General features: G+C 70.3%; 23 protein-coding genes, 4 tRNA genes and 1 pseudogene. 10 read left to right on the top strand and 18 right to left on the bottom strand.

The features are described from left to right. Window positions 1-4 precede the first annotated feature (4 nt). A complete protein-coding gene (locus AB0H88_RS44205) occupies window positions 5-1,363 on the bottom strand; it encodes an FAD-dependent oxidoreductase (RefSeq protein ID WP_357654867.1) in 1,359 nt (452 codons plus the stop codon). 76 nt (window positions 1,364-1,439) lie between these two features. On the opposite strand from AB0H88_RS44205, the gene AB0H88_RS44200 reads away from it, so the two are divergent. Continuing rightward, entirely contained in the window at window positions 1,440-2,099 is a 660-nt protein-coding gene (locus tag AB0H88_RS44200; RefSeq protein ID WP_357654865.1) for a GntR family transcriptional regulator, read from the top strand. A 15-nt stretch (window positions 2,100-2,114) separates the two neighbouring features. Here the strand turns inward: AB0H88_RS44200 and AB0H88_RS44195 are convergent, their stop codons facing one another. The 9 genes and pseudogenes from AB0H88_RS44195 to AB0H88_RS44155 form a co-directional block, all read right to left on the bottom strand. Beyond that, a complete protein-coding gene (locus tag AB0H88_RS44195; protein ID WP_357654887.1) occupies window positions 2,115-2,282 on the bottom strand; it encodes a hypothetical protein in 168 nt (55 codons plus the stop codon). A gap of 46 nt (window positions 2,283-2,328) precedes the next feature. After that, window positions 2,329-2,565: pseudogene (locus AB0H88_RS44190) on the bottom strand (transcriptional regulator); the annotation flags it as partial. Next, window positions 2,562-2,906 carry a hypothetical protein gene (locus AB0H88_RS44185; RefSeq protein WP_357654863.1) on the bottom strand — a complete coding sequence of 115 codons (345 nt, stop codon included), beginning with the start codon at window positions 2,904-2,906 and terminating at the stop codon, window positions 2,562-2,564. The gene AB0H88_RS44185 and the pseudogene AB0H88_RS44190, both read right to left, overlap by 4 nt. Then, entirely contained in the window at window positions 2,894-3,040 is a 147-nt protein-coding gene (locus AB0H88_RS44180; protein ID WP_357654861.1) for a hypothetical protein, read from the bottom strand. The genes AB0H88_RS44185 and AB0H88_RS44180 overlap by 13 nt, the downstream gene beginning before the upstream one ends. Before the next feature lie 264 nt (window positions 3,041-3,304). Then, window positions 3,305-3,379: transfer RNA gene (locus tag AB0H88_RS44175), tRNA-Val, on the bottom strand. Window positions 3,380-3,383: 4 nt separating this feature from the next. After that, window positions 3,384-3,454: transfer RNA gene (locus tag AB0H88_RS44170), tRNA-Cys, on the bottom strand. A gap of 15 nt (window positions 3,455-3,469) precedes the next feature. Continuing rightward, a tRNA-Gly gene (locus AB0H88_RS44165) sits at window positions 3,470-3,541 on the bottom strand. 34 nt (window positions 3,542-3,575) lie between these two features. After that, the gene (locus tag AB0H88_RS44160) at window positions 3,576-4,055 is read right to left on the bottom strand and encodes a hypothetical protein (protein ID WP_357654859.1); all 480 of its coding nucleotides are present in this window, start codon (window positions 4,053-4,055) and stop codon (window positions 3,576-3,578) included. Window positions 4,056-4,171: 116 nt separating this feature from the next. Then, window positions 4,172-4,954: an SDR family oxidoreductase gene (locus AB0H88_RS44155; protein WP_357654857.1), complete on the bottom strand. Its 783-nt coding sequence runs from the start codon at window positions 4,952-4,954 to the stop codon at window positions 4,172-4,174. 105 nt (window positions 4,955-5,059) lie between these two features. On the opposite strand from AB0H88_RS44155, the gene AB0H88_RS44150 reads away from it, so the two are divergent. Then, window positions 5,060-5,773, top strand: a complete 714-nt coding sequence (locus tag AB0H88_RS44150; protein WP_357654855.1) for a helix-turn-helix transcriptional regulator — start codon at window positions 5,060-5,062, stop codon at window positions 5,771-5,773. 16 nt (window positions 5,774-5,789) lie between these two features. Beyond that, window positions 5,790-7,340 carry a histidine ammonia-lyase gene (gene hutH, locus AB0H88_RS44145; protein WP_357654853.1) on the top strand — a complete coding sequence of 517 codons (1,551 nt, stop codon included), beginning with the start codon at window positions 5,790-5,792 and terminating at the stop codon, window positions 7,338-7,340. An 18-nt stretch (window positions 7,341-7,358) separates the two neighbouring features. Here the strand turns inward: hutH and AB0H88_RS44140 are convergent, their stop codons facing one another. Next, on the bottom strand, window positions 7,359-8,513 hold the full coding sequence (locus tag AB0H88_RS44140; RefSeq protein ID WP_357654851.1) for a Rid family hydrolase: 1,155 nt from the start codon (window positions 8,511-8,513) through the stop codon (window positions 7,359-7,361). A 58-nt stretch (window positions 8,514-8,571) separates the two neighbouring features. Between AB0H88_RS44140 and AB0H88_RS44135 the strand changes: the two genes are divergently transcribed. From AB0H88_RS44135 to AB0H88_RS44120, 4 genes are read left to right on the top strand one after another with little or no spacing between them, the layout of a single operon-like run. Next, a complete protein-coding gene (locus tag AB0H88_RS44135; RefSeq protein WP_357654849.1) occupies window positions 8,572-9,489 on the top strand; it encodes a LysR family transcriptional regulator in 918 nt (305 codons plus the stop codon). Further along, window positions 9,456-10,484 (top strand): chorismate-binding protein, encoded by a 1,029-nt coding sequence (locus AB0H88_RS44130; protein WP_357654847.1) that lies wholly within the window; start codon window positions 9,456-9,458, stop codon window positions 10,482-10,484. Before AB0H88_RS44135 ends, AB0H88_RS44130 begins: the two co-directional genes overlap by 34 nt. Further along, window positions 10,481-11,311, top strand: a complete 831-nt coding sequence (locus AB0H88_RS44125) for an aminotransferase class IV (protein ID WP_357654845.1) — start codon at window positions 10,481-10,483, stop codon at window positions 11,309-11,311. Before AB0H88_RS44130 ends, AB0H88_RS44125 begins: the two co-directional genes overlap by 4 nt. 4 nt (window positions 11,312-11,315) lie before the next feature. Beyond that, window positions 11,316-13,001: a protein kinase gene (locus AB0H88_RS44120; RefSeq protein ID WP_357654843.1), complete on the top strand. Its 1,686-nt coding sequence runs from the start codon at window positions 11,316-11,318 to the stop codon at window positions 12,999-13,001. Here AB0H88_RS44120 and AB0H88_RS44115 read toward each other — a convergent pair. Continuing rightward, complete coding sequence (locus tag AB0H88_RS44115) at window positions 12,995-14,350, bottom strand: hypothetical protein (protein ID WP_357654841.1); 1,356 nt, start codon at window positions 14,348-14,350, stop codon at window positions 12,995-12,997. The genes AB0H88_RS44120 and AB0H88_RS44115 overlap by 7 nt on opposite strands. A 36-nt stretch (window positions 14,351-14,386) precedes the next feature. Here AB0H88_RS44115 and AB0H88_RS44110 point away from each other — a divergent pair, with 36 nt between their 5' ends. Further along, window positions 14,387-15,046 (top strand): DUF305 domain-containing protein, encoded by a 660-nt coding sequence (locus AB0H88_RS44110; RefSeq protein ID WP_357654839.1) that lies wholly within the window; start codon window positions 14,387-14,389, stop codon window positions 15,044-15,046. Window positions 15,047-15,259: 213 nt separating this feature from the next. Here AB0H88_RS44110 and AB0H88_RS44105 read toward each other — a convergent pair whose 3' ends face one another. Then, the gene (locus AB0H88_RS44105; RefSeq protein WP_357654837.1) at window positions 15,260-15,676 is read right to left on the bottom strand and encodes an SsgA family sporulation/cell division regulator; all 417 of its coding nucleotides are present in this window, start codon (window positions 15,674-15,676) and stop codon (window positions 15,260-15,262) included. A gap of 425 nt (window positions 15,677-16,101) precedes the next feature. On the opposite strand from AB0H88_RS44105, the gene AB0H88_RS44100 reads away from it, so the two are divergent. Together AB0H88_RS44100 and AB0H88_RS44095 are read left to right on the top strand one after the other, a co-directional pair. Beyond that, a tRNA-Val gene (locus tag AB0H88_RS44100) sits at window positions 16,102-16,176 on the top strand. Window positions 16,177-16,475: 299 nt separating this feature from the next. Next, the gene (locus AB0H88_RS44095) at window positions 16,476-16,844 is read left to right on the top strand and encodes a DUF6221 family protein (RefSeq protein ID WP_357654836.1); all 369 of its coding nucleotides are present in this window, start codon (window positions 16,476-16,478) and stop codon (window positions 16,842-16,844) included. A gap of 121 nt (window positions 16,845-16,965) precedes the next feature. Here the strand turns inward: AB0H88_RS44095 and AB0H88_RS44090 are convergent, their stop codons facing one another. The 5 genes from AB0H88_RS44090 to AB0H88_RS44070 all read right to left on the bottom strand — a co-directional run bounded on the left by AB0H88_RS44090 (window position 16,966) and on the right by AB0H88_RS44070 (window position 21,924). Then, window positions 16,966-17,109: an ATP-binding protein gene (locus AB0H88_RS44090; RefSeq protein WP_357654834.1), complete on the bottom strand. Its 144-nt coding sequence runs from the start codon at window positions 17,107-17,109 to the stop codon at window positions 16,966-16,968. 138 nt (window positions 17,110-17,247) lie between these two features. Beyond that, window positions 17,248-17,802 (bottom strand): hypothetical protein, encoded by a 555-nt coding sequence (locus AB0H88_RS44085; protein ID WP_357654832.1) that lies wholly within the window; start codon window positions 17,800-17,802, stop codon window positions 17,248-17,250. Further along, the gene (locus tag AB0H88_RS44080) at window positions 17,799-18,371 is read right to left on the bottom strand and encodes a hypothetical protein (protein ID WP_357654830.1); all 573 of its coding nucleotides are present in this window, start codon (window positions 18,369-18,371) and stop codon (window positions 17,799-17,801) included. Before AB0H88_RS44080 ends, AB0H88_RS44085 begins: the two co-directional genes overlap by 4 nt. 10 nt (window positions 18,372-18,381) lie before the next feature. Beyond that, entirely contained in the window at window positions 18,382-19,725 is a 1,344-nt protein-coding gene (locus AB0H88_RS44075; RefSeq protein WP_357654829.1) for a hypothetical protein, read from the bottom strand. 27 nt (window positions 19,726-19,752) lie between these two features. Continuing rightward, entirely contained in the window at window positions 19,753-21,924 is a 2,172-nt protein-coding gene (locus AB0H88_RS44070; protein ID WP_357654827.1) for a hypothetical protein, read from the bottom strand. Between the last annotated feature and the right edge of the window lie 590 nt (window positions 21,925-22,514).

Raw genomic sequence — 22,514 nt, 5'->3', positions numbered from 1 at the left:
TCGGTCAGAGACTGCTGCCGGCGGCGTGCATCGCCGCTCGGACGTCGGCGCCGGACACCGACCGGTACGGCAGGTCCTTCCGCAGCGACAGCAAAGTCGCCGCGGCGGCCGCGTGGCCGTACTCGAAGCACTGGGCGGTGACCCGGGCCGACGCGAGGGCCTCGTGCTCCGCCCCGAGGCAGCGCCCGGCCACGATGATGTTTTCGCTGGCCCGCGGCACCAGGGCGAGATAGGGGACCTCGTAGAAGTCGTCCAGCAGCCAGCGCAGCTCCGGCCGGTCGCCGGAGTGCAGCTCGATGGGCCACGGTGACCGGACGATCCCGTCGGCCCGCTTGCGGCAGGCGAGGACGTCGGCGTTGGTGAGTTCCTCGACCGCTTCGATGCTGCGGGTCTGGCGGATGCCCACTTCGACACCGGTGTCGACGACGAATGAGCCGGCGCATCCCGGCACCCGCTGCCGCAGGAACCGGGCGTAGTCCCGGACCTGGCGCCTGCCGTCGATTTCGGCCTCGGTGAAGTCTTCGGGGTCGACCACGTTCAGCATCCGCCCGTCGCGGCCGACCAAGCGGGTCGCGTTCACGAGCAGCTCACCGGGCCGGGTCGTGTGGAACAGCCAGACGTGTGACCGAGGGAGGCCGAGCCCGTCCGCGCGGGCAGACTCGATGGCGGAGCTGACCCACGGCGGGCAGATCGTGTCCTCTCCGTAGGCTTCGCGGAACGCCGGCAGGTCGACGTTGCCGAGCCGGAAGAACATGGTGGGGTTCTGGATCCGGCCACCGTCCCCGAACCGCGTGGCGTGCCCGGCACGGGCGACGACCGCGGCATCCCCGGACGCGTCGATGGTGCGCGCGGCCCGGATCACCGAGCGGCCGGCGTTGGATTCGACCACGACGCCCGTGTGCCGCCCGTGCTCGACGAGGACTCCGGTGACCGCGGCGTGGAGCAGGATCCGCACGCCCGCGCGTTCGAGGAAGTCGTCGGCGACCTCGCGCCAGACCAGCGGATCGTGCGCGACCGTCCAGGTCTTCCCGTACTTCTGGGGGCCGGTGACGCCGCCGCGCTCGGCGAGGCCTTCGCGGAAGCGCTCGGTGAACCCGTGCACCACCTGTCGCGGCCCGCCCGATTCCGTGGCCAGGTAGAGGCCGCAGATCGTGCCGGACATCCCGGCCACCGCCGCACCGCCGAAGAAGCCGTAACGCTCGACGATCACCACGGACAGCCCGCCTTCGGCGCACACCGTCGCGGCGGCTACGCCCGCGGCTCCGCCACCGACGACGACCACGTCCACGTCGGCGAGCACGGGAAGGTGCGCCGCGTCCGACGCGGCGGCATCCAGGCGCCAGCCGGGGAATTCAACCGACATATCACTCATATATTGGTTGTATATGGCGCCGGTGGGTCATGTCCAGCCCTGCTGCGGAATGAGCGATGATGAGCGGGTGACAGAACAGGTCAACAAGGCCGAACAGGTCTACACCCTGCTCGAGGACATGATCACCTTCCAGGACCTTGCCCCGGGTGAGGCCGTCTCCGAGGCCGGGTTGATGGCCCGCACCGGCTTCGGCCGCACGCCCGTGCGTGAAGCGCTGCAGCGGCTTGCCCGGGAGCGCATGGTCGAGATCCACCCGCATCGCGGAGTGTTCGTCGCCGCGGTGTCCGTCGAAGCGCACTTCCGGCTCCTCGAACTGCGCCGAGGACTGGAAGAGATGGCGGCGCGGTTCGCGACCTACCGCGCCCAGACCCGGCAGAAGGAGCAGATGCTCGCGCTCGTCGCCGAACTGGACGCGTTCGAAGGCACCGATGTCCGGCAGTTCGCCACGCTGCTCAAACGGTCGCACTCCCTGATCGTCGAAGCCACGCAGAACGAGTACCTCGAACTGGCGATGGCGCCCTTGCAGTCGCTGTCGCGGCGGTTCTGGTTCGCCCACCTGCCCGATGTGGCCGATGACCTGCGAACCGCAGCCCGGCTGCACGGCGACCTGCTGCGATCGATCGCCCACGGCGACGAAACGGCCGCGGTCGCCGCGGCCCTCGCCCTGAACGACTACCTGACCGACCTCACCTATGCCGCGCTCGGCCGGCCGGAGTCGCGTACGTGAGGTACGGGGAAGCCGTCAGAGCCGCTCGAGGGCGGCGGCGCTTGAGCTGCCCGGCTCGGCCGTGTACATCACCAGGGTGTGTCCCGCGCCCGGGAACAGCAGAGTTGTCCGATCCAGTTCCAGTTCTCCCAAAACCGGGTGGTTCACCCGCTTGCGGACGGCGGGGGATGGGGCGCACGTCATGGTCACGCCAGCCGGCGGCGAAATCGGCGTCGTGGGCGGCGAACTCGATGATCAGCTCGGCCAGCGCACGGTCGGCGGGGTGTTTCACAACAGCCGTCCGCAATTGCGAGGCGGATTGCCGCGCGAAAGTCGCTTCCGTCGCCGGTGCGGCGTTGCACAGGGTGCCGGCCAGCCGCAGAGCGAGCCGGACGGCGTTGCGTTCGGCGGGCGCCATCAGGCCGAAATCCGTGATCAAGGCCGCCGCCGCGCGGTTCCAGGCGACGATGTCCTGCCTGCTGTTCACGATGTAGGCCGGAATGGTGCCGAGCCGGTCGAGGCTGTGGCGCGGTCGGCTGCGGTGTTGAGGAGATCGGTCATCCGGCAGACCGCCAGCCCAGCGTCGGTCCAGCCAGTCGATGCCGTTTGGTCGAAGGTGACCTCGAGCGTGTTGATCGGCCTCCCGAGTGGCTCCGGGGTGACCAGCTGGAGGACCGAGTTGGTCAGGAGGACGTCGTAGTCGTCGGATTCCCGCGTCGGTGGCCCGGCCATGACGGTGGACAGCCCACGCCCGGCGAGGAGGGACGCTGCTGTCGTTCCGGCGATCCCGGTGCCGAGGACGAGGACGTCGGTCTTCAGTTCGGCCACAGGACGTCCTGGAGTCGGATCAGGGTCCGTCCGGTGTCGGTGTCCGCGAGCGGTCCGAGTGCTTCGACGGCGCGTTCGAAATGCCGGTGAGCAAATCGGTCGGCTTCGGCGAGGCCGCCGGCCTCGCCGATCAAGGTGCGAATCCGCGGTAGTTCGTCGACCGTGAGAGCGGGCGAGAGCAGGAGGGTGGCCAGCTCGGGACGTCCTGGAGGAGCGCTGGCTGCGGTCCCTGGCGTCGCTGTACCCGGGGGAGCGGGCCAAGCTGGTGTCCTGGTTCCCGCACCTGCGATCTGGGCGGGCCGTCCCTGCGTCGAGTGCCATCGCCATTTCATCGCCATCTGACGACTGAAGCCCTGCCCCTCCGGGGAGGGACAGGGCTTCTGACCTGCAGTTTCAGGTGGTGGACGATACTGGGATTGAACCAGTGACCCCTTCCGTGTCAGGGAAGTGCTCTCCCGCTGAGCTAATCGTCCTGGGAGGTGGAGACGGGATTTGAACCCGTGTAGACGGCTTTGCAGGCCGTTGCCTCGCCTCTCGGCCACTCCACCGAGCCGGAAGCTCCGAGCGGAAGACGGGATTCGAACCCGCGACCCTCACCTTGGCAAGGTGATGCTCTACCACTGAGCCACTTCCGCGTTGTCTCCGCTGGTGTGCGGCGACGAGAGAACTCTAGCGAATCCTGGCCGAGTCCCCAAACCGGAGGGTTCCCACCTGCTCGGCGTACCAGGTGATCTCGGACACGTGCTCGGCGATCCCGCGCAGCGTCCAGTTGGGGGAGCGCGGCAGATCCCAGGCGTCCGGGGCCGTGGTGTAGCGGTTCACGTAGGACTGGCCCAGGCGTGTCCAGCGGGAGCGGGCCTCGGCCAGGTCCAGCTCCGTGAACCGAGCCCAGTCGGCCTCCAGCGTCACCATCCGGCCGTGCCAGTGGTCGTCCTGCGGGGTGGCGCCTGCCAGGAGCGCCTCGACTTCGGCGAGGTGGTCGATGAGGTGGTCCTGGATGCGGCGTACGGCTTTCGCCGGGGTCCACAGGTTGGCCCCGTCGGTCACGATGGGGGTGCCGTCCCAGGCGAGCCAGGTCTCGGCGATGGTGAGGCATCGATCCACGGCTTCGGCGACGAGGAGTGCGGGGTTGGCGGCGTTGTCTGTCATGGGGTCGATCGTGGTCGTGCAATGGTTGGGGCGCCGTCTAAGCGTGGTCGCGTCTGGAGGGCGCGACGGCGGCGCGGTGGAGCTCGGCGCCGTCGCCGAGCGCCTCGGGCTTCGGGTCAGCCGATGGTGTGGCCGCCGTTGACGGTGATGCGTTCGCCCGTGACGAACGCCGCCGCCTCCGAGGCCAGGAAGGACACCGCGCCCGCCACGTCGTCAGGCGTGCCCATCCGGCCGAGCGGGACCTGCGCCCGGTACGTCGCCAGCTCCTCAGCGCCGATCTCGGCATGCCGTTCGACGGGGATGAAGCCGGGCGCGACGAGGTTCACCGTGACGCCGTACGGTCCCAGCTCGCGCGCCCATGCCCGGGTGAGCTCGTGCTGGGCGGCCTTTGCGGCGATGTAGGCGGACATGCCGGGTAGGGCGCGATCCACGATGTCCGAGCCGATCTGGATCACGCGCCCCCGGCCCCGTGCCTTCATGCCCGGCAGGGCCGCCTGGATGAGGAGCGTGGGGCTCTTGACGAAGAAGCGGAGCTGGTCCAGGTGCGTCTGCCAGGTGAGATCCTCGAACGCGACCTTCGGCTGGGGGCCCGTCGCGTTGAGGACCAGCACCTCCACGGGGCCTAGCCGGTCGGTGACCTGGGCGACCAACTCGGCCGTCGCGGACTCGTCGGTGACGTCCCCCGCGAACGCCTCCGCGGATCCACCAGTGGCGCGGATGTCGGCGGCCACACGGTGGGCGTTCTCGTGGTCGGAGTGGTAGTTGACGGCCACGGTGTGGCCGTCGGCGCCTAACCTGCGGGCGATCACGGCGCCCAGGCCGCGGGACGCTCCGGTGACGAGCGCGACGCCGGCTCCCACCGCCGATGCGCCGGTTCCTGCTGTGGACGGGACTGCCAACGGAACCTCCTGGCTAGGCTCACCCGCAGCCTAACCGGGCGCCGGCCGCGGCGAAGGGGGCGATGCTTCGGCGGCCGGCGAAATGTCCGTGGGTTAGCGTCAAGTATGGCCGCCGAACACATCGCCCACGATTCCGACATCGCGCCCGTCGCGGCGCTCATAGCCGATCCCACCAGGGCGGCCATTCTCACCGCGCTGCTGGGCGGTCGCGCGCTGGCCGCCGGGGAGCTCGCCAGGCTCTCCGGCGTGAGCGCCGCCACCGCGAGCGCGCACCTGTCCCGCCTGCTCGACGGGCGGCTCGTCGACGTCGTACGGCAGGGCCGCCACCGCTACTACCGCCTGGCCGGCCACGAGGTCGCCGAGGTGCTGGAGGTGCTCGCCAGGGTGAGCACCCGGCCGCCCATCCGGTCCCTGCGCCAGTCGCGCCAGGCCAGGCAGCTGGAGGAGGCGCGTACGTGCTACGACCATCTGGCCGGGCGGGCCGGTGTGGCGCTGTTCGACCAGCTGGTCCAGGGCGGTTTCTTGGTGAACCAGGAGGTAACGGACAAGGGGGAGCGGCTGCTGGCGGGGCTCGGGGTGGACGTGGCGGGGGTACGGAAGACCAGGCGGCGGTTCGCTCCGGAATGCCTGGACTGGACTGAGCGCCGGGCCCATCTCGGCGGGGCTCTCGGCGCGGCGGTGACCGGGGCGCTGTTCGAGCACGGCTGGTACCGGCCGGCGGCCGTTCCACGGGCGGTGACGCTGACCGACGAGGGCAAGGAAGGGCTGGCCGCCTTGTTCTCCGGTAAGGAGCTAACATCGCATACGCAGGTTACCTAAGCGGGAGAGTCACATCATGCGCGACAACGGAGTCGTGAACGTCGGTCCAGAGCCCCTCACCTTCGACGACGTCATCCGGGTGGCCCGTCACGGCGCCCCCGTACAGCTCACCGACGACGCCATCGCCGCGATCTCCGCGGCCCGGCAGCTGGTCGACGAGCTGGCCGAGAGCCCGGTCCCCGCCTACGGGATCTCGACCGGGTTCGGGGCCCTGGCCACGCGGCACATCGACCCGGCTCTGCGCGCCCAGCTCCAGCGCTCGCTGGTCCGCAGCCACGCCGCGGGCAACGGTCCGGAGGTCGAGACCGAGGTGGTGCGCGCGCTCATGCTGCTTCGCCTGCACACGCTGGCCACCGGCCACACCGGCATCCGGCCGACCACCGCGAAGACGCTGGCCGCGCTCATCAGCTCGGGCATCACGCCGGTCGTGCACGAGTACGGCAGCCTCGGCTGCTCGGGCGATCTGGCGCCGCTGGCGCACGTGGCGCTCACGCTGATGGGCGAGGGCGTCGTACGGGATGAGTACGGAAATATCACCGCAGCGGAAGAGGCGCTCAAGCAGGCGGGCATCGAGCCCGTCGAGCTGGCCGCCAAGGAGGGTCTCGCGCTCATCAACGGCACGGACGGCATGCTCGGCATGCTCATCCTGGCCATCGACGACCTGACCAGGCTCGTCAGGACCGCCGACGTGAGCGCCGCGATGAGCGTCGAGGGGTTGCTGGGCACCGACCGCGTCTTCGCCCCCGAGCTGCAGGCGCTGCGGCCGCAGCCCGGCCAGGCGCTCTCCGCCGCCAACATGACGAAAATTCTGGATAACTCGGGCATCATGGCGAGCCACCGCGACCCGGCCGCCTGCACCCGCGTCCAGGACGCCTACTCCCTGCGCTGCGCCCCCCAGGTGGCCGGAGCCGCCCGCGACACGATCGCCCACGCCGCGAACGTGGCCACCTGGGAGCTGGCCAGCGCCGTGGACAACCCCGCCGTGCTCTCCGACGGCCGCGTCGAGTCCAACGGCAACTTCCACGGCGCCCCCGTCGCCTACGTACTGGACTTCCTGGCCATCGTCGCCGCCGACCTGGCCTCGATGTCCGAACGCCGCACCGACCGCTTCCTGGACGTGGCGCGCAACCACGGCCTGCCGGCGTTCCTGGCCGACGACCCCGGTGTCGACTCCGGCCACATGATCGCCCAGTACACCCAGGCGGCCATCGTCTCCGAGCTCAAGCGGCTCGCGGCACCCGCCAGCGTGGACTCGATCCCCAGCTCCGCCATGCAGGAGGACCACGTCTCGATGGGCTGGTCGGCGGCCCGCAAGCTGCGCAAGTCGGTCGACGGCCTCACCCGGGTGCTGGCCGTAGAGGTGCTCACTGCCGCCCGCGCCCTCGACCTGCGCGCCCCGCTGGAGCCGGCACCCGCCACCGGCGCGGTGGTCAAGGCGCTGCGCGAGACCGTCCCGGGGCCCGGCCCCGACCGCTTCCTGGCGCCGGAGATCGAGTACGCCGTCCGCCTGGTCGCCGACGGCGGCGTGGTCGCCGCCGCCGAATCCGTCACAGGCCTCCTGGCGTAATTTTTCGCCATGCGCGCACTACGGCAGTGCGACGATCGCGTCCATCTCCAGTAGCAGCCCCGGCATGAACAGCTTCGACACCTCCACGGTCGTGCTCGCGGGCGGCGTCCCCGGGAAGTACTTGCGGCGCACCTGCCCGTACGCCACTCGATCGTCCATGTTCGTGAGGTACGTCCGGAGGAACGCCACGTCCTCGAACCCCGCCCCCTGATCGGCGAGAATCCGCCCCAGGCACTGGAACACATGCTCGGCCTGAGCCGCCATGTCCCCCTCCCCGACGATCTGCCCGCTCGAGTCGAAGGCCGCCTGCCCGGAGACGTACAGCATGTCGCCCACCCGTACGGCATGGGAGTAGAAGCCGTTCGTGGCCGGAACCGTCGCGGGGTTGATCGGCACGGCCCGGTGCGCGGGCCGCCCGCCGACGTGGGCGGCGATCGCCGTCACGTCGTGCTCGCCGAGCCCGGCCGCCTCGGCCTCCTGCAGGCGTGCGCGGGCCGCGGTGGCCAGGGTGGCGCCCGGCCAGGCCGCCAGCGTCAGGTCCTTGGCCGCCAGGCCGAGCGCGTAGCGGGTCTCGGGGGTGGGCGTCCGCAGGCGTTCCGCGAGGACGCCCAGCGGGGTGCCCGACAGCACCTCGGCCAGGGCGTCGCGGTCCACCCCGTGCGCCTCTCCGTACGCGTACGTCTCCGCCAGCAGCACCTGCGCCGGCACGAGGGCGCTCATGACGGCGAGCTTCATCGCCGCGCCCGCCCCCGGCGGCCCGCACTCGCGCACCGTGCCGAACACCGACAGCACCTCGCGCACGCCCGCCAGATCACCGCCCGCCAGCACGGTCAGCGTGCCGTCGGCCGCGGGACCGACGCTGCCCAGGACGGGCGCGTCCACCAGCTTGACGGAGGCGGGCAGCAGCGCGCGCAGCTCCCGCACCGCCTCCGGGCCGATCGTGGACATCTCCACCACCGTCGCGTCGGGCCGCAGCCCCGGCAGCGCGGCCGTCAGCACCTCGCGCACGGCGGCCGGGTCACGCAGCATCGTGAGAACCAGATCCGCCCCGTCGACCGCCTCGGCGACCGGGACACCGGTCCCGCGCCGCCATGTCGTCACCTGATGCCCGGCCTCACTGAGCCGCCGGGCCATGGGGACGCCCATGCGTCCCTGTCCGAGAAATGCAATCACGTTCCCCAGTTAACTGACATGCGAGGCATTCCACCACCGACTAGATTGCATGTCAGCCATGACAGACATGAATGCCTTCGACACCGGCGCGCTCCGCCTCTTCGATGAAGTGGCCAAGAGCGGCTCGTTCACCGCCGCCGCCGAGCTGCTCGGATACACCCAGTCGGCCGTCTCGCGGCGGATCGCCGCCCTTGAGCGGGCCACCGGTGGGCCGCTCTTCGAACGGCTGGCCAGGGGCGTACGGCTGACACCGGCGGGAGTGGCGCTGCACCGGCACGCCGTCGCCGTGCTCGACCGGCTGGAGCGCGCGAGCGAGGAGCTGGCCGCGATCCACCGCGGCAGCGGCGGCACGCTGCGGGTGGGCGCGTTCGCCACAGCCAACGTCGATCTCGTGCCCGTGACGCTCAAACGGTTCGCCGAGCGCCGGCCGGAGGTCGGGCTGCGGCTGGTCGAGGGGCTGACGACGCGGCTGATGGAGCGGCTGCAGGCGGGCGCGCTGGACGTCGCGGTGATCAGCGACTATCCCGCCGGGCTGCCCGCCGACGGCGGCCGGATCGTGCCGCTGCGCGAGGACCGGCTGCTGGTGGCGCTGCCGCGGGCGCACCGGCTGGCCGCCGAGCCCGACGTGGACCTGCGCGACCTGGCCGACGAGACGTGGATCGAGGCCGCGCCGCGCGGGCAGCCGACGCTGCTCGTCACCGCCTGCGCCGCCGCCGGGTTCACGCCGCGCAGCGGGCTGCGGGTGGCCGAATGGACGGGCAAGTTCGGCTGTGTCGCCGCCGGGCTCGGGGTGACGCTGGTGCCGGAGCTCGCGGCGCGGGCCGTACCGGCGGATCTGGTGTTGCGGCCTCTGAGGGGGTTGGTCCCGGCACGCAAGGTGTACGCGGCCCTGCCCGACGTGCCGCTGCCGTCCGCGCGGGAGTTCGTCCGATTGCTGGGAGAATGGCAGGTGTGTACGACGGCTTCGCCTCCGTAGGCAACCTCCTCGCCACCGGCCTGCGCGACCTGACGACCGACCTGGCCGCGCTCGACGGCGACGGCTGGTGGGCTGTGGTGGTCGACTACGAGGGCGTCGAAAAAGAGGGCAAGGTGACGTGCGCCCGCTTCGACCACGTACGCCAGGCGCCCCTGCCCACCCCAAGGACCCCGTGGCACGGCCCCGCCCCCGACCGGTGGCACAGCTCCCTCGACCAGGCCGCCTACGAGCGCGGGGTCCAGACCATCCGCCATTACATCGAGCAGGGCGAGGTCTACCAGGCCAACCTCTGCCGCGTCCTGACCGCGCCGCTGCCCCACGACGCCGACCCGCTGGCCCTGGCCGCCCGCCTGGCCACCGGCAACCCGGCCCCCTACGCCGCCGTCGTCCAGGTGCCCGGACTGAGCGTGGTGTCGGCCTCGCCCGAGCTGTATCTGTCACGCGAGGAGGACCTGATCGAGTCAAGACCGATCAAGGGCACGGGCGCGACAGCGGACGACCTGCTGGAGAAGGACTACGCTGAGAATGTCATGATCGTCGACCTGGTCCGCAACGACCTCGGCCGGATCGCCGCCGTCGGCTCCGTCGAGGTGCCCTCGCTCTGCGCCGTCGAGGAGCATCCCGGGCTGGTCCACCTCGTGTCCACCGTACGGGCCAGGCTGGCGCCGGGAGCGGGCTGGCCGGAGCTGTTCGCGGCGACCTTCCCGCCCGGCTCGGTCACCGGCGCGCCCAAGTCGTCCGCGTTGCGCATCATCAATGAGCTCGAACCGGAGCCGCGCGGGCCGTACTGTGGGGCCGTGGGCTGGGTCGACGCCGACCGTCGACGGGCGGCGCTGGCCGTGGGCATCCGTACGTTCTGGATCGAAGCAGGCGAGATCCGCTTCGGCACGGGCGCGGGCATAACCTGGGGCAGCGATCCCCGGCGTGAATGGCTCGAGACCGAGCTGAAGGCGTCCAGGCTCATCGCACTGGCATCCTCAGGAGGAAATAGATGACCATCCCTGTCTGGGTCAACGGGGAACTGCTCGACCCCGCGCAGGCGACCGTCTCGGTGTTCGACCATGGGCTGATGGTCGGCGACGGAGTCTTCGAGACCATCAAGATCGTGCACGGCGAGGCGTTCGCGCTCACCAGGCACCTCGACCGGCTCGCGCTGTCGGCCCAGCGTATGGACCTGCCCGAGCCCGACCTCGGGTCCATCGAGGACGGCGTCGGCAAGTGCCTGGCCGCCGCCCCCGACTGGCCGCTCGGCCGCATCCGCATCACCTACACCAGCGGTCCGGGCCCCCTCGGCTCCGACCGCGGTGACCAGGGCACCACCTCGATCGTGATCGTCGACGAGCAGAAGCCGTTCCCCGGCACCGCCAACGTCACCGTCGTCCCCTGGCCGCGCAACGAGAACGGCGCCCTGGCCGGCGTCAAGAGCACCTCCTACGGCGACAACGCCAAGGCCCTGGCCCACGCCAAGGCGCGCGGCGGCGGCGAGGCCATCTTCGGCAACCTCGCGGGCAACCTGTGCGAGGGCACCGGCTCCAACATCTTCATCGTCCGCGACGGGCGGCTGCTCACCCCGACCCTCGACTCCGGCTGCCTGGCCGGCGTCACCAGGGCGCTGGTGCTGCAATGGTGCGGCGGCGAGGAGACCGACGTACCGCTGTCCGCCCTCTACACCGCCGAGGAGGCGTTCCTGACCTCCACCACCCGCGACATCCAGCCGATCAGGCTCGTCGACGAGACCGAGCTGCCGGTGGCCCCTGGACCGATCACCGCGAAGGCGATGCGGATCTTCGCCGAGCGCGCCGCCGCCGACCTCAACCCCTGAGCAGATGGCCGTCGACAAACCCCGGCCGGGCGACCCGCTGCGGCTCGGCGGCTATCTGATCGTGGGCCGGCTCGGGCAGGGCGGGCAGGGCGTGGTCTACCTGGCCGAGAAGCCGGGTGGCGAGCGGGTGGCGATCAAGGTGATGGCGGGCGGCATGGCGGGCGGCGTCGATCGCACGGCGCAGCGGGAGCTCGCCGCCGCCAGGCAGGTCGCCGAATTCTGCACGGCCCGGGTGATCACCGCCGACCTCGACCACGACCCGCCCTACGTCGTGAGCGAGTACATCGACGGCCCCTCCTTGGAGGAGGTCGCGCCCCTGCGCGGCACGCCCCTCACCCGCCTGGCCATCGGCACGGTCACCGCGCTGACCGCCATCCACCGGGCGGGCGTGGTGCACCGCGACTTCAAGCCGGGCAACGTGCTGATGGCCCAGGACGGGCCGCGGGTCATCGACTTCGGCATCGCCCGGCTCGCCGGGCTCACCGCGACCAAGAGCGGGCTGGCCGGGACGCCTCGCTACATGGCGCCCGAGCAGTTCGGCGACGGGCCCGTCGGGGCGCCCGCCGACATGTTCGCCTGGGGCTCCACGATGGCGTACGCGGCCACCGGGCAGGCGCCGTTCGGTGGGGACACGATCGCCGCGGTCGCCTACCGGATCCTGCAGGGCGAGCCCGACCTGGGCGATCTGGCCGAGCCGCTGCGCGGGATCGTGGCGCGTTGCCTGGCGAAGGACCCCGCGGCCCGGCCCACGGCCCGCGGCGTCCTGCTGGAGCTGCTCGGCGAGGAGTGGCGCTCGGAAGAGGCCGACGTGCTCGAACAGGGCGCGCTGGCGGCCGCCGACACCTTGGTGGCCGGGCCGCTGCCGGCCCTCGGCACTGTGCGGGCGCTGATGGCGCGCAGGAAGATGCTGGCCGGCGCGGGCCTCGCGGCGACGGGACTGCTGGTCAGCGGGGTGCTGCTCTGGGAGCGGGCGACCGGCCGTACGCCCATCGCGACCCCGGCCGCCGCCACCGGTACGCCGTCGTCTCCCACCGGCACGGCCGAGTCCGCGGTCCCTCCGCCTCCGGCCAAGCGCGCGGAGCTGGTAGCGGCCATGGAGGCGGCGACCATCGTGACGCCGCTGGCCGACTTCACCTACTCGGGCGGCCTGAGCGAGAGCGCCTACGCCGGCGAGGCTCGGGGCCGGCTCGTGTTCGGCGCGAGCGATGGCACCACCACGGACTTCGACATGCGGGTCGAGTCGGTCGGCGACAGCCGGCAGGTGGTCGTCATAGAGAGCTCCGACACACCGGCGGTCTTCCTGGACGGCAAGCCGGTGAAGGGCAAGGAGGCGTCGGGGGCGCTCTACTTCGCCGAGATGCTCCCCTTGACCGCGGGAATCGGCGCCCTGCTCGACGTGATCAGCCTGACGCCGCGGATCAGCGCGGAGGGGCGGTCCTACTCCGGCTCGCTGGTGACCAGCAAGGGCCCGCAGGCCCTGCAGGACAAGATCTCGGAGATCACCGGCGGGTGGACCGTCGACGAGCTCGCCGACACCCAGCTCACCTGGAAGCTGAAGCTGGACCCGCGCGACAGGCCGATCTTCTTCGACCTGTCCTGGCGCGCGCTCAACGCCAACATCCGGCTGGCCTCCTCCTTCGCCACCACCTACAGCAATTGGCGGGCGGGGACCATCACGGCACCTCAGTAGGACTTCTGGGTCTGGACGTTGAAATCGTCCATCTTGACCTGCTTGGCCGGGTCGGTCAGCGGATCCTTGATCTCGATGACGTCCAGACCGCCCCGGATGTCACTGGAGTAGATGTAGCCGTTGTAGTAGTAGGCCGACCAGGACCCCGCGACCCCGTTGAACGCGGGCGGATCGAAGTAGCCGATCTCCCTGGCGTTCGAGGAGTCGGTGAAGTCCCAGATCGACACGCCGCCCTGATACCAGGACTGGACCATGATGTCCTTGCCCGGGACCGGGAGGAGCGAGCCGTTGTGGGCGACGCAGTTCTCGTCCTGCTCCTGCTCGCGCGGGATCTTGAAGTAGCCGCGCCGTTCCAGCTGCCCGTTGGTGAGGTCGTAGATCGCGTCCGCGCCCTTGGTCCGCGGGGTGTCCCGGTCGCAGGTCGGCGCGGAGCCGCCGCCCAGCTCGTCGCTGAACACCACCTTGGTCGCGTCGTTGTTGAACGTCGCCGAATGCCAGAGCTGGAAGTTCTCCTCGTCGCGTACCCGCTGGAGCATCTTCGGGTTGACCGGGTCGGAGATGTCGAGCAGCACGCCGTCACCGAAGCAGGCGGCCGCGGCCAGCTTCTTCTCCGGGTACGCCGTGATGTCGTGGCACCCGGCGCCGGTCTCCTCCCGGTCCGGGAAGAAGTTCGGCCGGGCCACGACCTTGGCGGCCTTGGGATCCTTGGTGGGGATCTCCACGACCTGGAGGAGTTCGTGCGGCGGCGGGCAGGTGTCCGACTCCGGCTCGGGGCCGGGCGAGGACACGTACACGTACAGCGTCTCCCCGTCGGGGATCATCGTGTGCGTGTGCGAGCCGCAGTCGGTCGCGACGGCCGAGACGTACTTCGGGTTCTTCTTGTCGCTGACGTCGAAGATCCGCAGCCCTTCCCAGGCGCGGCTTTTCGTCGTGGAGGCGCAGCTCTCGTCGCTGCGCGGCTCGTCGATCGACAGGATCAGCAGGTCGCCGTAGATCGAGACGTCGTTCTGCTGCGCCGGGCAGGCGACCTGGCTGACGGTCTTGGGCTTGGTCGGGTCGCTGATGTCGTAGATCGAGAACCCGCCGAAGTTGCCCACGTACGCGTAGTCGCCCTGGAAGGCCAGGTCGGTGTTCCAGTCCATGGCGCCGTTGAGCGGAGCCGTGCGGGGCACGTGGGCGACCAGCTTGACGTTCGGGCTCGTCTTCGCGTCACCGGTCGGCTGGGCGGTGCTGACCGTCTCCTCGGAGGGATCCTCCCCTCCCGGATCCCCCTGCGGCCCGGCGCTGCACGCGGCCGCCAGCAGGAGCGCCGCGCACGCCGCCGCCACCCGTACCTTTCCGAAGATCACGCACTTCCCTCTCGTTCCTGGGTCACTATGGAAGCTATGTCAGTAAGGTTCCGATCGCGTGCGCTCGCTGCCGCAGTCTTGGCGGCGCTCATGCTGCCCATGCTGTCGGCGTGCGCCCAGGAGGCGGAGCGGCCGTCCGCGATCGGCACCGACGCTCCGGTGATCGTCCCACAGGGCCCGGGCACCCCTGCCCGCACGGCCACGCCCGGCGAACGCCTCGGCCAGCCACCGCCCGCCCCGGCCGCCGCCGACGTCCGCTTCGCCGAGGGCATGATCCCGCACCACCGGCAGGCGCTGGAGATGACCGGCCTGGTCAAGGACCGTACGACGACACCGGCCGTACGCCGCTTCGCCGAGCAGATCGCCAGTGCGCAGCGCCCTGAGATCACCGTCATGTCCTCCTGGCTCGCTTCCCTCGGCCGCCCGGTCCCCGCCGACCACTCTCACGGCCCCGAGGGCTACGGCATGGCCACCCTGGAGGAGATGAACGCCCTGCGGGCGGCCCGCGCGGCCGCCTTCGACCGCCTGTTCCTGCAACTGATGGTCAGACACCACGGTGGCGCCCTGAAGATGGCCGGCGAAGAGCTCGCCGCCGGCACGGACCAGCCGATGAGGCGCATGGCGAGAGACGTCTACTCGGGCCAGAGCATCGAGATTACGAGAATGAAAGCGGCTCTGATGGAGATCGCCCAATAATCCCAGCAAACCATCAGGAACCCGACATACCATCTACGGTCATGTCATCTGTGGCGCATGGAACAGACCCCGGCCCAATCCCCGGACCGGGGTCAAGAGTGCGCACGTCACGGCGCCCGGCCACCTCCACCGGAGGAGCGTGCCCCTGGACAGAGCTCAGCTCTGTGCGGCGGGTGGGGCCCACCGTGCTCAGCCGTAAAAGATCGAAAAGAGTCAGCTCGGCCAGAGCATATTGATGAGTTCGGCGTCGAGGTCCATGAAGTCGGTTTCGCGACCGGCGGGCACCTTCTCGTAGGTGCGGTGGAGGAACTCGGTCAGCGGCGCCAGCGGCACCTCGAACAGTGCCTGGCCGAACGGCGAGGTCAAACTGATGTGCAGGGTGCGTTCGCCGTCGGCGCGTGCGGGCCACACCTGCACGTCGCCGTCGCCGACGCGTCTCACGATGCCAACTGTCAGCAACTCACGGGCAAAGATCCACTCGACCGGTTCGTCGTTCCCTACGTGGAAGGCCATGCGGATGGCGTACGGGTCGTCGGCCGTGTAACTCAGTCCGGCGAGCAGGGGGACGGTAGTACGGTCGGGGACCACAAGCCGAAGGCCAAGCTCGGCGGAGACGGTGGTGCTGTTCATCGTCAGCCAAACCTTTTCGTCGAAGGTCCCCTCTTCGGGGCTATCACTGCTCTGACGGACTTCGTCCTGAGCTATCACGCGGAACGAAGAAACCTGTAGGAAAGATTCCGCTCCTAGGCCCTTCTGTAACGCACATCACAGCTGGACATTTAGGCATCTACCTGGCTAAACGGCATCAATCGGGTCGTATTTACAAGGGTTTTGCGTGTTCGTGGAGCCTGTTCCGGGGGCCCACCAAGAACGTTCCTTGAGAAAAGATCACGATCGGCACCTACCGGAACACGACGATGGTATGCCAACGAGCCGTCACGCCGATGGGCATCCGCACCCTTTCCCCGAATCCCCTCCCCGCCTCCCACCGCTTCGCCACCAGGTCCCGGAGTGCGGTATGGTTTTCCCGTCGGCGCCGCAAGGGGCCGCAGGGCGGGCGATTAGCTCAGCGGGAGAGCGCTTCGTTCACACCGAAGAGGTCACTGGTTCGATCCCAGTATCGCCCACCAGCTCAAAGGCCGCTTCCCAATCGGGTAAGCGGCCTTCTTGATCTTTTCTCGGCGGTGTGTCACCCGTTGTGACTGCCTCCCAGACGCTCGAGCACGCCGCTGTCGGCGTCAGGCGGGCACTCCGCCGGGATCCGAATCTTTACCGTCGTTGAGACCCCGTGGCCGCGGAGTCCACCGGCGAGCGCAGCCGGCGGGCGATCCAGCGGCGCGGGCGACGGATCGCCGACCTGGCTGAGGGCGGTCGCCGCCTTCGGCTCTACGATGGCGCAGACGACAGCCCCGAGCATGGAGAGCCAGAAATGTACGAGCTGATCGCCTTTCTCCGTGCCAGGCTCCACGAAGACGAGCGGGGAGCGCTTGCCGCATCGCGGGGACCGTGGTCGTCGGACGGCGACGAGGGCGAGGGCGGTAACACCGTCGCAGCTTCGAGCAGTGGTCAGTCGCGTGCCATCGCCGCCCATCTGGCCCGCTACGCTCCGGTCCGTGTGCTGCACGAGATCGAGGCCAAACGGCGGATCTTGGATGAGCTGGCGGGGTTCGTCGCCGAGGCCGAGTTCCTCCCCGTGGATGAGGGCAACGCGACCAAGGCGATGGCGGTCGGGGTCGTTCGCCTGCTCGCCCTTCCGTACGCCGACCACGCGGCATACCAGGAGAAGTGGCGACCCTGAGCAGAGATCCCGGCACCCCGTGACAGCGTTTGAGGGGCCCGCGAGCAGGGGGCTGACCGCCTGACGCGTGTGGTCCTTTACGTCTCCTGGGAGCGTGCCGATCACCACATCGACTCGCAGGTCAGAAGCGCCGCTCCGGTTCAGCGGTCGGCAGGCTCGGCGGACTCGGCCCGAAGCCCCGGCCCACGAACCGGGTGAACAGCCGCTCGGAGTCGGCGGGATCCAGGCCCACCCCGTCGTCCCGCACCCTGAGGTCCACCACCACGCCCGGCTGGGACGCTAGATCCCAAAACGCACAGTTACGCCGAAGGTGAGGCAGCATCATGCTCGCCTTCCTGCGCCGGGTCGCAGCTATCGGTACCATCCGTGCCGCTGAACCTGCCGGTGGCCACATCAGTCCCGGTCATCGCCGGCCGCGCGATGACCGTAGCAGGAGCACGGGCTTGAGCTGCCGCGCGAACTCCGCCGCGTCGGCCGCGGAGTCTCTTGCCGGATCGCCGTCCGGCAAATAGACCGTGAGAAGCCTGCCGCCGTTCGGCGTCCACGTCCAGGCACCCGCGTCACGGGATCCGGTCCCCTCGACGAAGCCCGGCAGCGCGTCCTCGGGCAGGGGATCCTGCGAGGCCTGGAGGTCCCGCAGGCGACGCAGGGTGAGCCCGGACGGGTCGTGAACCTCGATCCGCAGATCGACGTGGCTGTCCGGCCGGGAGCGAACGGCGCAGGCCCACGTCACGTCGCCGTCGTCGTCGAGGGGTGTCCTACGGACGACGAAGAACCGCAGGCCCAGGGCGCGTTCGACGGCCCGGCGCGAGATCACGTCGCACACCTTCGGCCCGTCGCCGAGGACGTCCAGCGGTTCGACGGGGCGCTCGGGAGGGCGCGGAGGGGACGAGGACGGCGACACGGCCAGGCACGCCACCAGCAGCAGGGCGAACGCCACGCGGGCAGGGCCTGTCATCTGCTCTTCCTCGGGGTCAGCATGATCGGCTTGAGATAGCGGAACAGCTCGACGGCGTCGGCCTCGGAGTCGCGGGCCGCCCCCAGGACGATCCGGATCGACAGGAGCCGTTCGTGGCCGGGAGTCCAGCCGTACACGTAGGCGAAGGCCGGTTCCTTTCCCTCGGGCACGGTGGCGCTGTACCCGGGGCCCAGCTCCTTCCGCAGGGGACGGCCCTTGTCGAAGGCCATGGTGTCGGCCAGTTCCCGGGGGGTGCCCCGGAACGGATCGTCCAGGCTGACGTCCAGCGCCCATTCGCGCGCGTCGGCGACCTTGACGGCGCATGAGGTGTAGCGGCGGCCCTTGGTCAGGCGCTTGTCGGGCAGCCCAGTGGTGGTCGTCAGGATGGGGAGCGCGCCGACGACGATGCGTAGGGCACGGGCGGAGATCAGGCCGTCGCAGGCCAGCGGCTCCGCGGTCATGTCGCCCAGCGACCGCGTGTCCCTTGGCGACGCGGGCGGCGCGGAGGAGCAGGCGGTGGACACCACGAGCAGCAGCACGGCGGTGAGCGTGGGTCCTGCATGGCGCATGGTGACCACCTCAGCTCGGCACATCGTTCGCGGGCGGCCGGGATGGAGTCCCGTCGCGCGTGAGGTTGAGCGGGGTGGTGACGTGCAGGTTCCAGCTGAGGCCGGGCGGCGCGAGCGCGTGGTCGACCCAGGCGATCACCGGGTCGCCCGCGACGTTCAGCGTCATGGCCAGCCTTTCTCCGAAGCCGCCCCCGCTCTTGGACACCGGGATGCTCACGCAGCGGCTGCCGGTGCAGACGGCGAGCATGAGCCGCTGATGTTCACGACTCTCGAACGCCACCAGCGCGCGCCCCTCCCGGTCCAGGACCAGTGCGGGGACCGCGTGGTGCTCATCCCCGGCGCCCAGCGTGCGTATGTCGGCCTGAGAGCAGTCTGGGGTGCGGCAGTCGAGCAGTTTGTTCACCTGCTCGCGCGGGTCCTGGTAGGCGATGGCGGGGCGGCCGTCGGGGCGCACCGCCATCGCCAGGCCGGCCGTCCACGGCAGCTTGTCGGCGTTCGTCGGAGCAGGGGGCACGGGCCTGGCCACGCTCGGCGAGTGGCAGGCGGTGTCCAGACAGGAGATCACCTGGATCTGACCTGTGACGGGGTCGTAGCGGGCGGCGACCGGACGCTCTCCGGGGCCGATGGCGACCGCCAGGTTGCGCTGGGAGGCGGAATACACTCCCGCCTCCAGACGGGCGACCTGGCGAGGCTCTGAGCGGGCGCAGGTGGTGTCCGAGCAGAAGATGAAGGAGACGAGGTCGTGGGCCGGCCTGTCACCGCCTGCGGGATCCTTGTCGGCGTAGGCCACGACCAGGCCGCCGCTCCGCTGCGCGGCCAGCGCTAACAGCAGGATGCCGGGTACTGCCAGCAGGCCCGGCATCGCCGTGTACGCGGCGACCACCAGTACCGCGTTGGCCGGCCACTGCTGGTCGGTCGCCATCAGCACGCCGCTTCGCGTGGCCCACACCGCCCCGAACGCCAGCGCGGCTATCAGGAGCAGGACGAGCAGGGACGGCAACCGTCGTACCGCTGCTCGTAGCGCCTCGACCGGCGACACGTGCCGGTCGGCCAGGTGGCCCGTGGCGATGATCACTGTCGCGGGGAACACCACGATCTCCCCGGCGAGCGCGACCGCCGCCAGCACGAGCGTGCAGGTCATCAGCGGGGCATCGGACGTCCCGATCAGCTGGAACCGCTGGTTGACCAGCGCCGCCGAGTCGCCGGCCGCCACTGTCAGGGCCAGCAGAGACAGTGCGGCGAGCGGCACGTGCACCAGCACACCGGGCAGCGTGAGCCGGACCAGGTGCCGCCCGGCATCCAGATAGCCCCGGAACGGCACACCGTCCATGCGCAGTCGTTCGACGTGCTCCATCGAGATCACCTAGTCGGCTGTCGCGGGTCAGGGCAGATTGAGCGGCGTGGTCACGACCAGATCCCAGTCGTTCCAGACGTCCATCCAGGCGATCATCGGCCGACCGTGGCCGTCCAGCGCCATGGCCAGGCCGTCACCACCACCGCGCTGGATCGTCGTGACCGGAGTAGGCGTGCAGCGTGTTCCCGAGCAGGCGGCGATGACGATCCGTTCGCGGTCGAGGTCCTGGTAGGCCACCAGCGCCCGCCCGTCCCGGTCCAGCACCATTGCCAACCCCGTGTTGTGACCGGGTCCGGACAGCGTGGCCGTGTCGGCTCGCGAGCACTCGCGGGTGTGGCAGTCCAGCAGCCTGATCGCGCCGTCGCTCACGTCCCGGTAGGCGATCAGCGGCAGGCCGTCAGCCCGGACCACCATGGCGGTATCGTCCCGGTGGGCGCGGCCGGAGTAATCGGGCGAAACCTCCCGGACGGGCTGTCCTACGCGCGCCTGGGCGCAGGCGGGATCGTCGCAGGAGATCACGAAGATCGAGCCGGTGTCGCGGTCGAAGCGCATCATGACAGGGCGGTCGTCGGGACCCACGCCCGCGACGAGGCTGCGCCTGTCGAACCTGTATCTGTCGGCGGGAAGCTTGGCGATCTCCTTGGAGCGTGGACGGGTGCAGGCCGGATCATCGCAGGTAGTGATCGAAAGCCCGTCCTTGTCGACGTCACGCTTGCTGAAGGGGAGCCTGTGGAGCTGAGCGACCAGCAGACCGCCGCCGGGCCGTGCCGCCAGGGCGACCGTCCTGTACTGGCCGGACCGCGTCACCTCCGTGATCGGCCTGCCGCCAGGGGCCGGGACACAGCCCGTCGCGTCGCAGATCAGCAGCCCGAGCCGGGCGCGCCATTTCTCGGGGTCCCGTCTCAGCTCCTCTTCGTCCACTCTCTCCAGCGCCCACGTCGACACGACGAGACGGCCGTCCGTCAGCCGGGCGCTGGCCGCTGTGTACCCACCGGCGACGTCGACCGGCTCGGCCCAGGTGAACCGGGTTCGAGCGCAGCTGCTGTCCATGCAGGTCAGCAGCTTCGCCTCGTCCGAGCCGTCCATGAGCATGACCATGCGTCCGCCCGGCCCCGCATATAGGGCTTGCAGATCCGACCTGTCAAGCTCCGGCTTCGGACGCTCATCCTTAGACACCTCGGAGTCCGGGTCGCGTGGCCAGTCCTCCGTGACGGCCGTCTCGGAGACCTCCAGCCAGCCGAGCGGGTTGATCAGCACAGCTCCGCCGTACAGCAGGCCGGGCAGGAGCAACGCCGCGAGCACCGGCCCGCGCCTGGCCCGGCGTGGCGTGCTCGCCGGCAGACCGTCGACGATCTTCTCGAACTCGGTGATCGTCCCCTTGACACCCAGGCGGTGCAGGAACAGGCGCGCGATCACGGCCGCCTGGAACGGCACGGTGACCAGCGCCAGCAGGTAACCGGCCGCGACCGGCACGATGGGCAGCCCAGACGCCGCCCAGTTCACCGCCCTCGCGGCCAGCGCGGGGAAGAGCACGACACCGAAGGCCAGCGTGAGCGGCGTCGCCCAGGAGGCGCCGGCCGTCAGCCGGTAAGCGCGAGCGAGCGCGCCCCTCGCGGACCGGCCCTCCAGGATCATGGGCGCCACCGCCAGCAGGCACGGCATCGCGGACAGGGCCAGGACCGCCATGACGGCGTAAGCCGTGACCTGCGCCCCGGTCCACATGAGAATGCCGAACCCGGCCGCCAGAGCCACCGCGAACGCCACCACGCCGACCAGGACGAGTACCGCAGTGGCAGGCCAGCGCCGGGCCGCGGTCCGCATCGCGTCGGAGGTCGAGACGTCCTTGCCGACCAGTCGCCCGGTGGCGAGCATCACCGTCGCGGGCAGCGCCACCGCCTGTCCGGCCACCAAGACGACCAGCACCGCCGCCGACCACGCCAGCAAGGACATACCAGGAGCGCCGATCAGCTCGAAGTCGCCGTTGACCACCGCCGCCGACCCGTCCGCGAGCACAACCAGCGCCGACGTCGCGAACAGGCCGATCGGCAGGAATACTGCCACGGCAGGCACCGCGAGCCGGATCAGGTGTCGCACCGCGGCGGCATAGGCCAGCCAGACCACGCCGCCCCGCCGTAACTCGTCCCGGGCGTGCGGATGGCGGTCGTCCACACCATCGCCCTCGGGGCGCTCACCGGTCAACCGGCTCGTTGCCTGTTCCGTTGCCGCAGGTGAAACCGATCTTGGGCGGGCTTTGTGAGGAGTTGTGTCGCTCCCACGCCCGCGACCCGAAGATCCAGGGCGTACGAGCAGGATCAGCGTCTGCACCCAGACGCGGGCCCGCGCCAGCCTGGCCCGCAGCTTGGCGAACAGTTGGTCAGGCCCGGACATGGAGGTCCTCCAGCGGCAGGGGGTGGCCGTGAGCCTAGATTCCGCGCCGTCCGTGAAGGATGCCGAAGACCCCTTCGGCATCGGATCGAACCCGCCGCTGGACGCGTTCCGTACTCCAACAGCGCAAGGCGCGCGTTGGGCTTCCAGCTCCAGGTGCTTACGCAGCTCGTCCAAGGTGGCTCCACACCGGACATTGGAGAGCCCGCTGTGTGCGGGGACCGTGGCGATGCGGATGCCCTCTTGTGCGAGTGCCTGTCGTAGATGGTCGGCCGCGACGATCGGCGAAACGCCGGCGAGTTGCGGTGCGCGAGTCGCCACGATGCATTCCTTTGTCCGCAGGTTCGAAAGTGCCTCCACGCTATGAAGAAAAACAGGGGTGGGCAGCATGTTCGAGTCGTGGA

The organism is Nonomuraea sp. NPDC050680, assembly GCF_040654555.1.
Lineage (GTDB): Bacteria > Actinomycetota > Actinomycetes > Streptosporangiales > Streptosporangiaceae > Nonomuraea.
The sequence above is the reverse complement of the archived record's forward strand: the minus strand, read 5'-3'. Positions and strand labels throughout refer to the sequence as shown.

What these genes read in the sequence shown, in the direction of transcription:
- AB0H88_RS44130 (WP_357654847.1), top strand. Translation starts at nt 9,456, where the DNA reads ATGGCAGGTGTGTACGACGGCTTCGCCTCCGTAGGCAACCTCCTCGCC.
- AB0H88_RS44120 (WP_357654843.1), top strand. Translation starts at nt 11,316, where the DNA reads ATGGCCGTCGACAAACCCCGGCCGGGCGACCCGCTGCGGCTCGGCGGC.
- AB0H88_RS44105 (WP_357654837.1), bottom strand. Translation starts at nt 15,676, where the DNA reads ATGAACAGCACCACCGTCTCCGCCGAGCTTGGCCTTCGGCTTGTGGTC.
- AB0H88_RS44150 (WP_357654855.1), top strand. Translation starts at nt 5,060, where the DNA reads ATGGCCGCCGAACACATCGCCCACGATTCCGACATCGCGCCCGTCGCG.
- AB0H88_RS44135 (WP_357654849.1), top strand. Translation starts at nt 8,572, where the DNA reads ATGACAGACATGAATGCCTTCGACACCGGCGCGCTCCGCCTCTTCGAT.
- AB0H88_RS44205 (WP_357654867.1), bottom strand. Translation starts at nt 1,363, where the DNA reads ATGTCGGTTGAATTCCCCGGCTGGCGCCTGGATGCCGCCGCGTCGGAC.
- AB0H88_RS44080 (WP_357654830.1), bottom strand. Translation starts at nt 18,371, where the DNA reads ATGCGCCATGCAGGACCCACGCTCACCGCCGTGCTGCTGCTCGTGGTG.
- hutH (WP_357654853.1), top strand. Translation starts at nt 5,790, where the DNA reads ATGCGCGACAACGGAGTCGTGAACGTCGGTCCAGAGCCCCTCACCTTC.
- AB0H88_RS44125 (WP_357654845.1), top strand. Translation starts at nt 10,481, where the DNA reads ATGACCATCCCTGTCTGGGTCAACGGGGAACTGCTCGACCCCGCGCAG.
- AB0H88_RS44085 (WP_357654832.1), bottom strand. Translation starts at nt 17,802, where the DNA reads ATGACAGGCCCTGCCCGCGTGGCGTTCGCCCTGCTGCTGGTGGCGTGC.
- AB0H88_RS44095 (WP_357654836.1), top strand. Translation starts at nt 16,476, where the DNA reads ATGTACGAGCTGATCGCCTTTCTCCGTGCCAGGCTCCACGAAGACGAG.
- AB0H88_RS44195 (WP_357654887.1), bottom strand. Translation starts at nt 2,282, where the DNA reads ATGACGTGCGCCCCATCCCCCGCCGTCCGCAAGCGGGTGAACCACCCG.
- AB0H88_RS44160 (WP_357654859.1), bottom strand. Translation starts at nt 4,055, where the DNA reads ATGACAGACAACGCCGCCAACCCCGCACTCCTCGTCGCCGAAGCCGTG.
- AB0H88_RS44075 (WP_357654829.1), bottom strand. Translation starts at nt 19,725, where the DNA reads ATGGAGCACGTCGAACGACTGCGCATGGACGGTGTGCCGTTCCGGGGC.
- AB0H88_RS44110 (WP_357654839.1), top strand. Translation starts at nt 14,387, where the DNA reads ATGTCAGTAAGGTTCCGATCGCGTGCGCTCGCTGCCGCAGTCTTGGCG.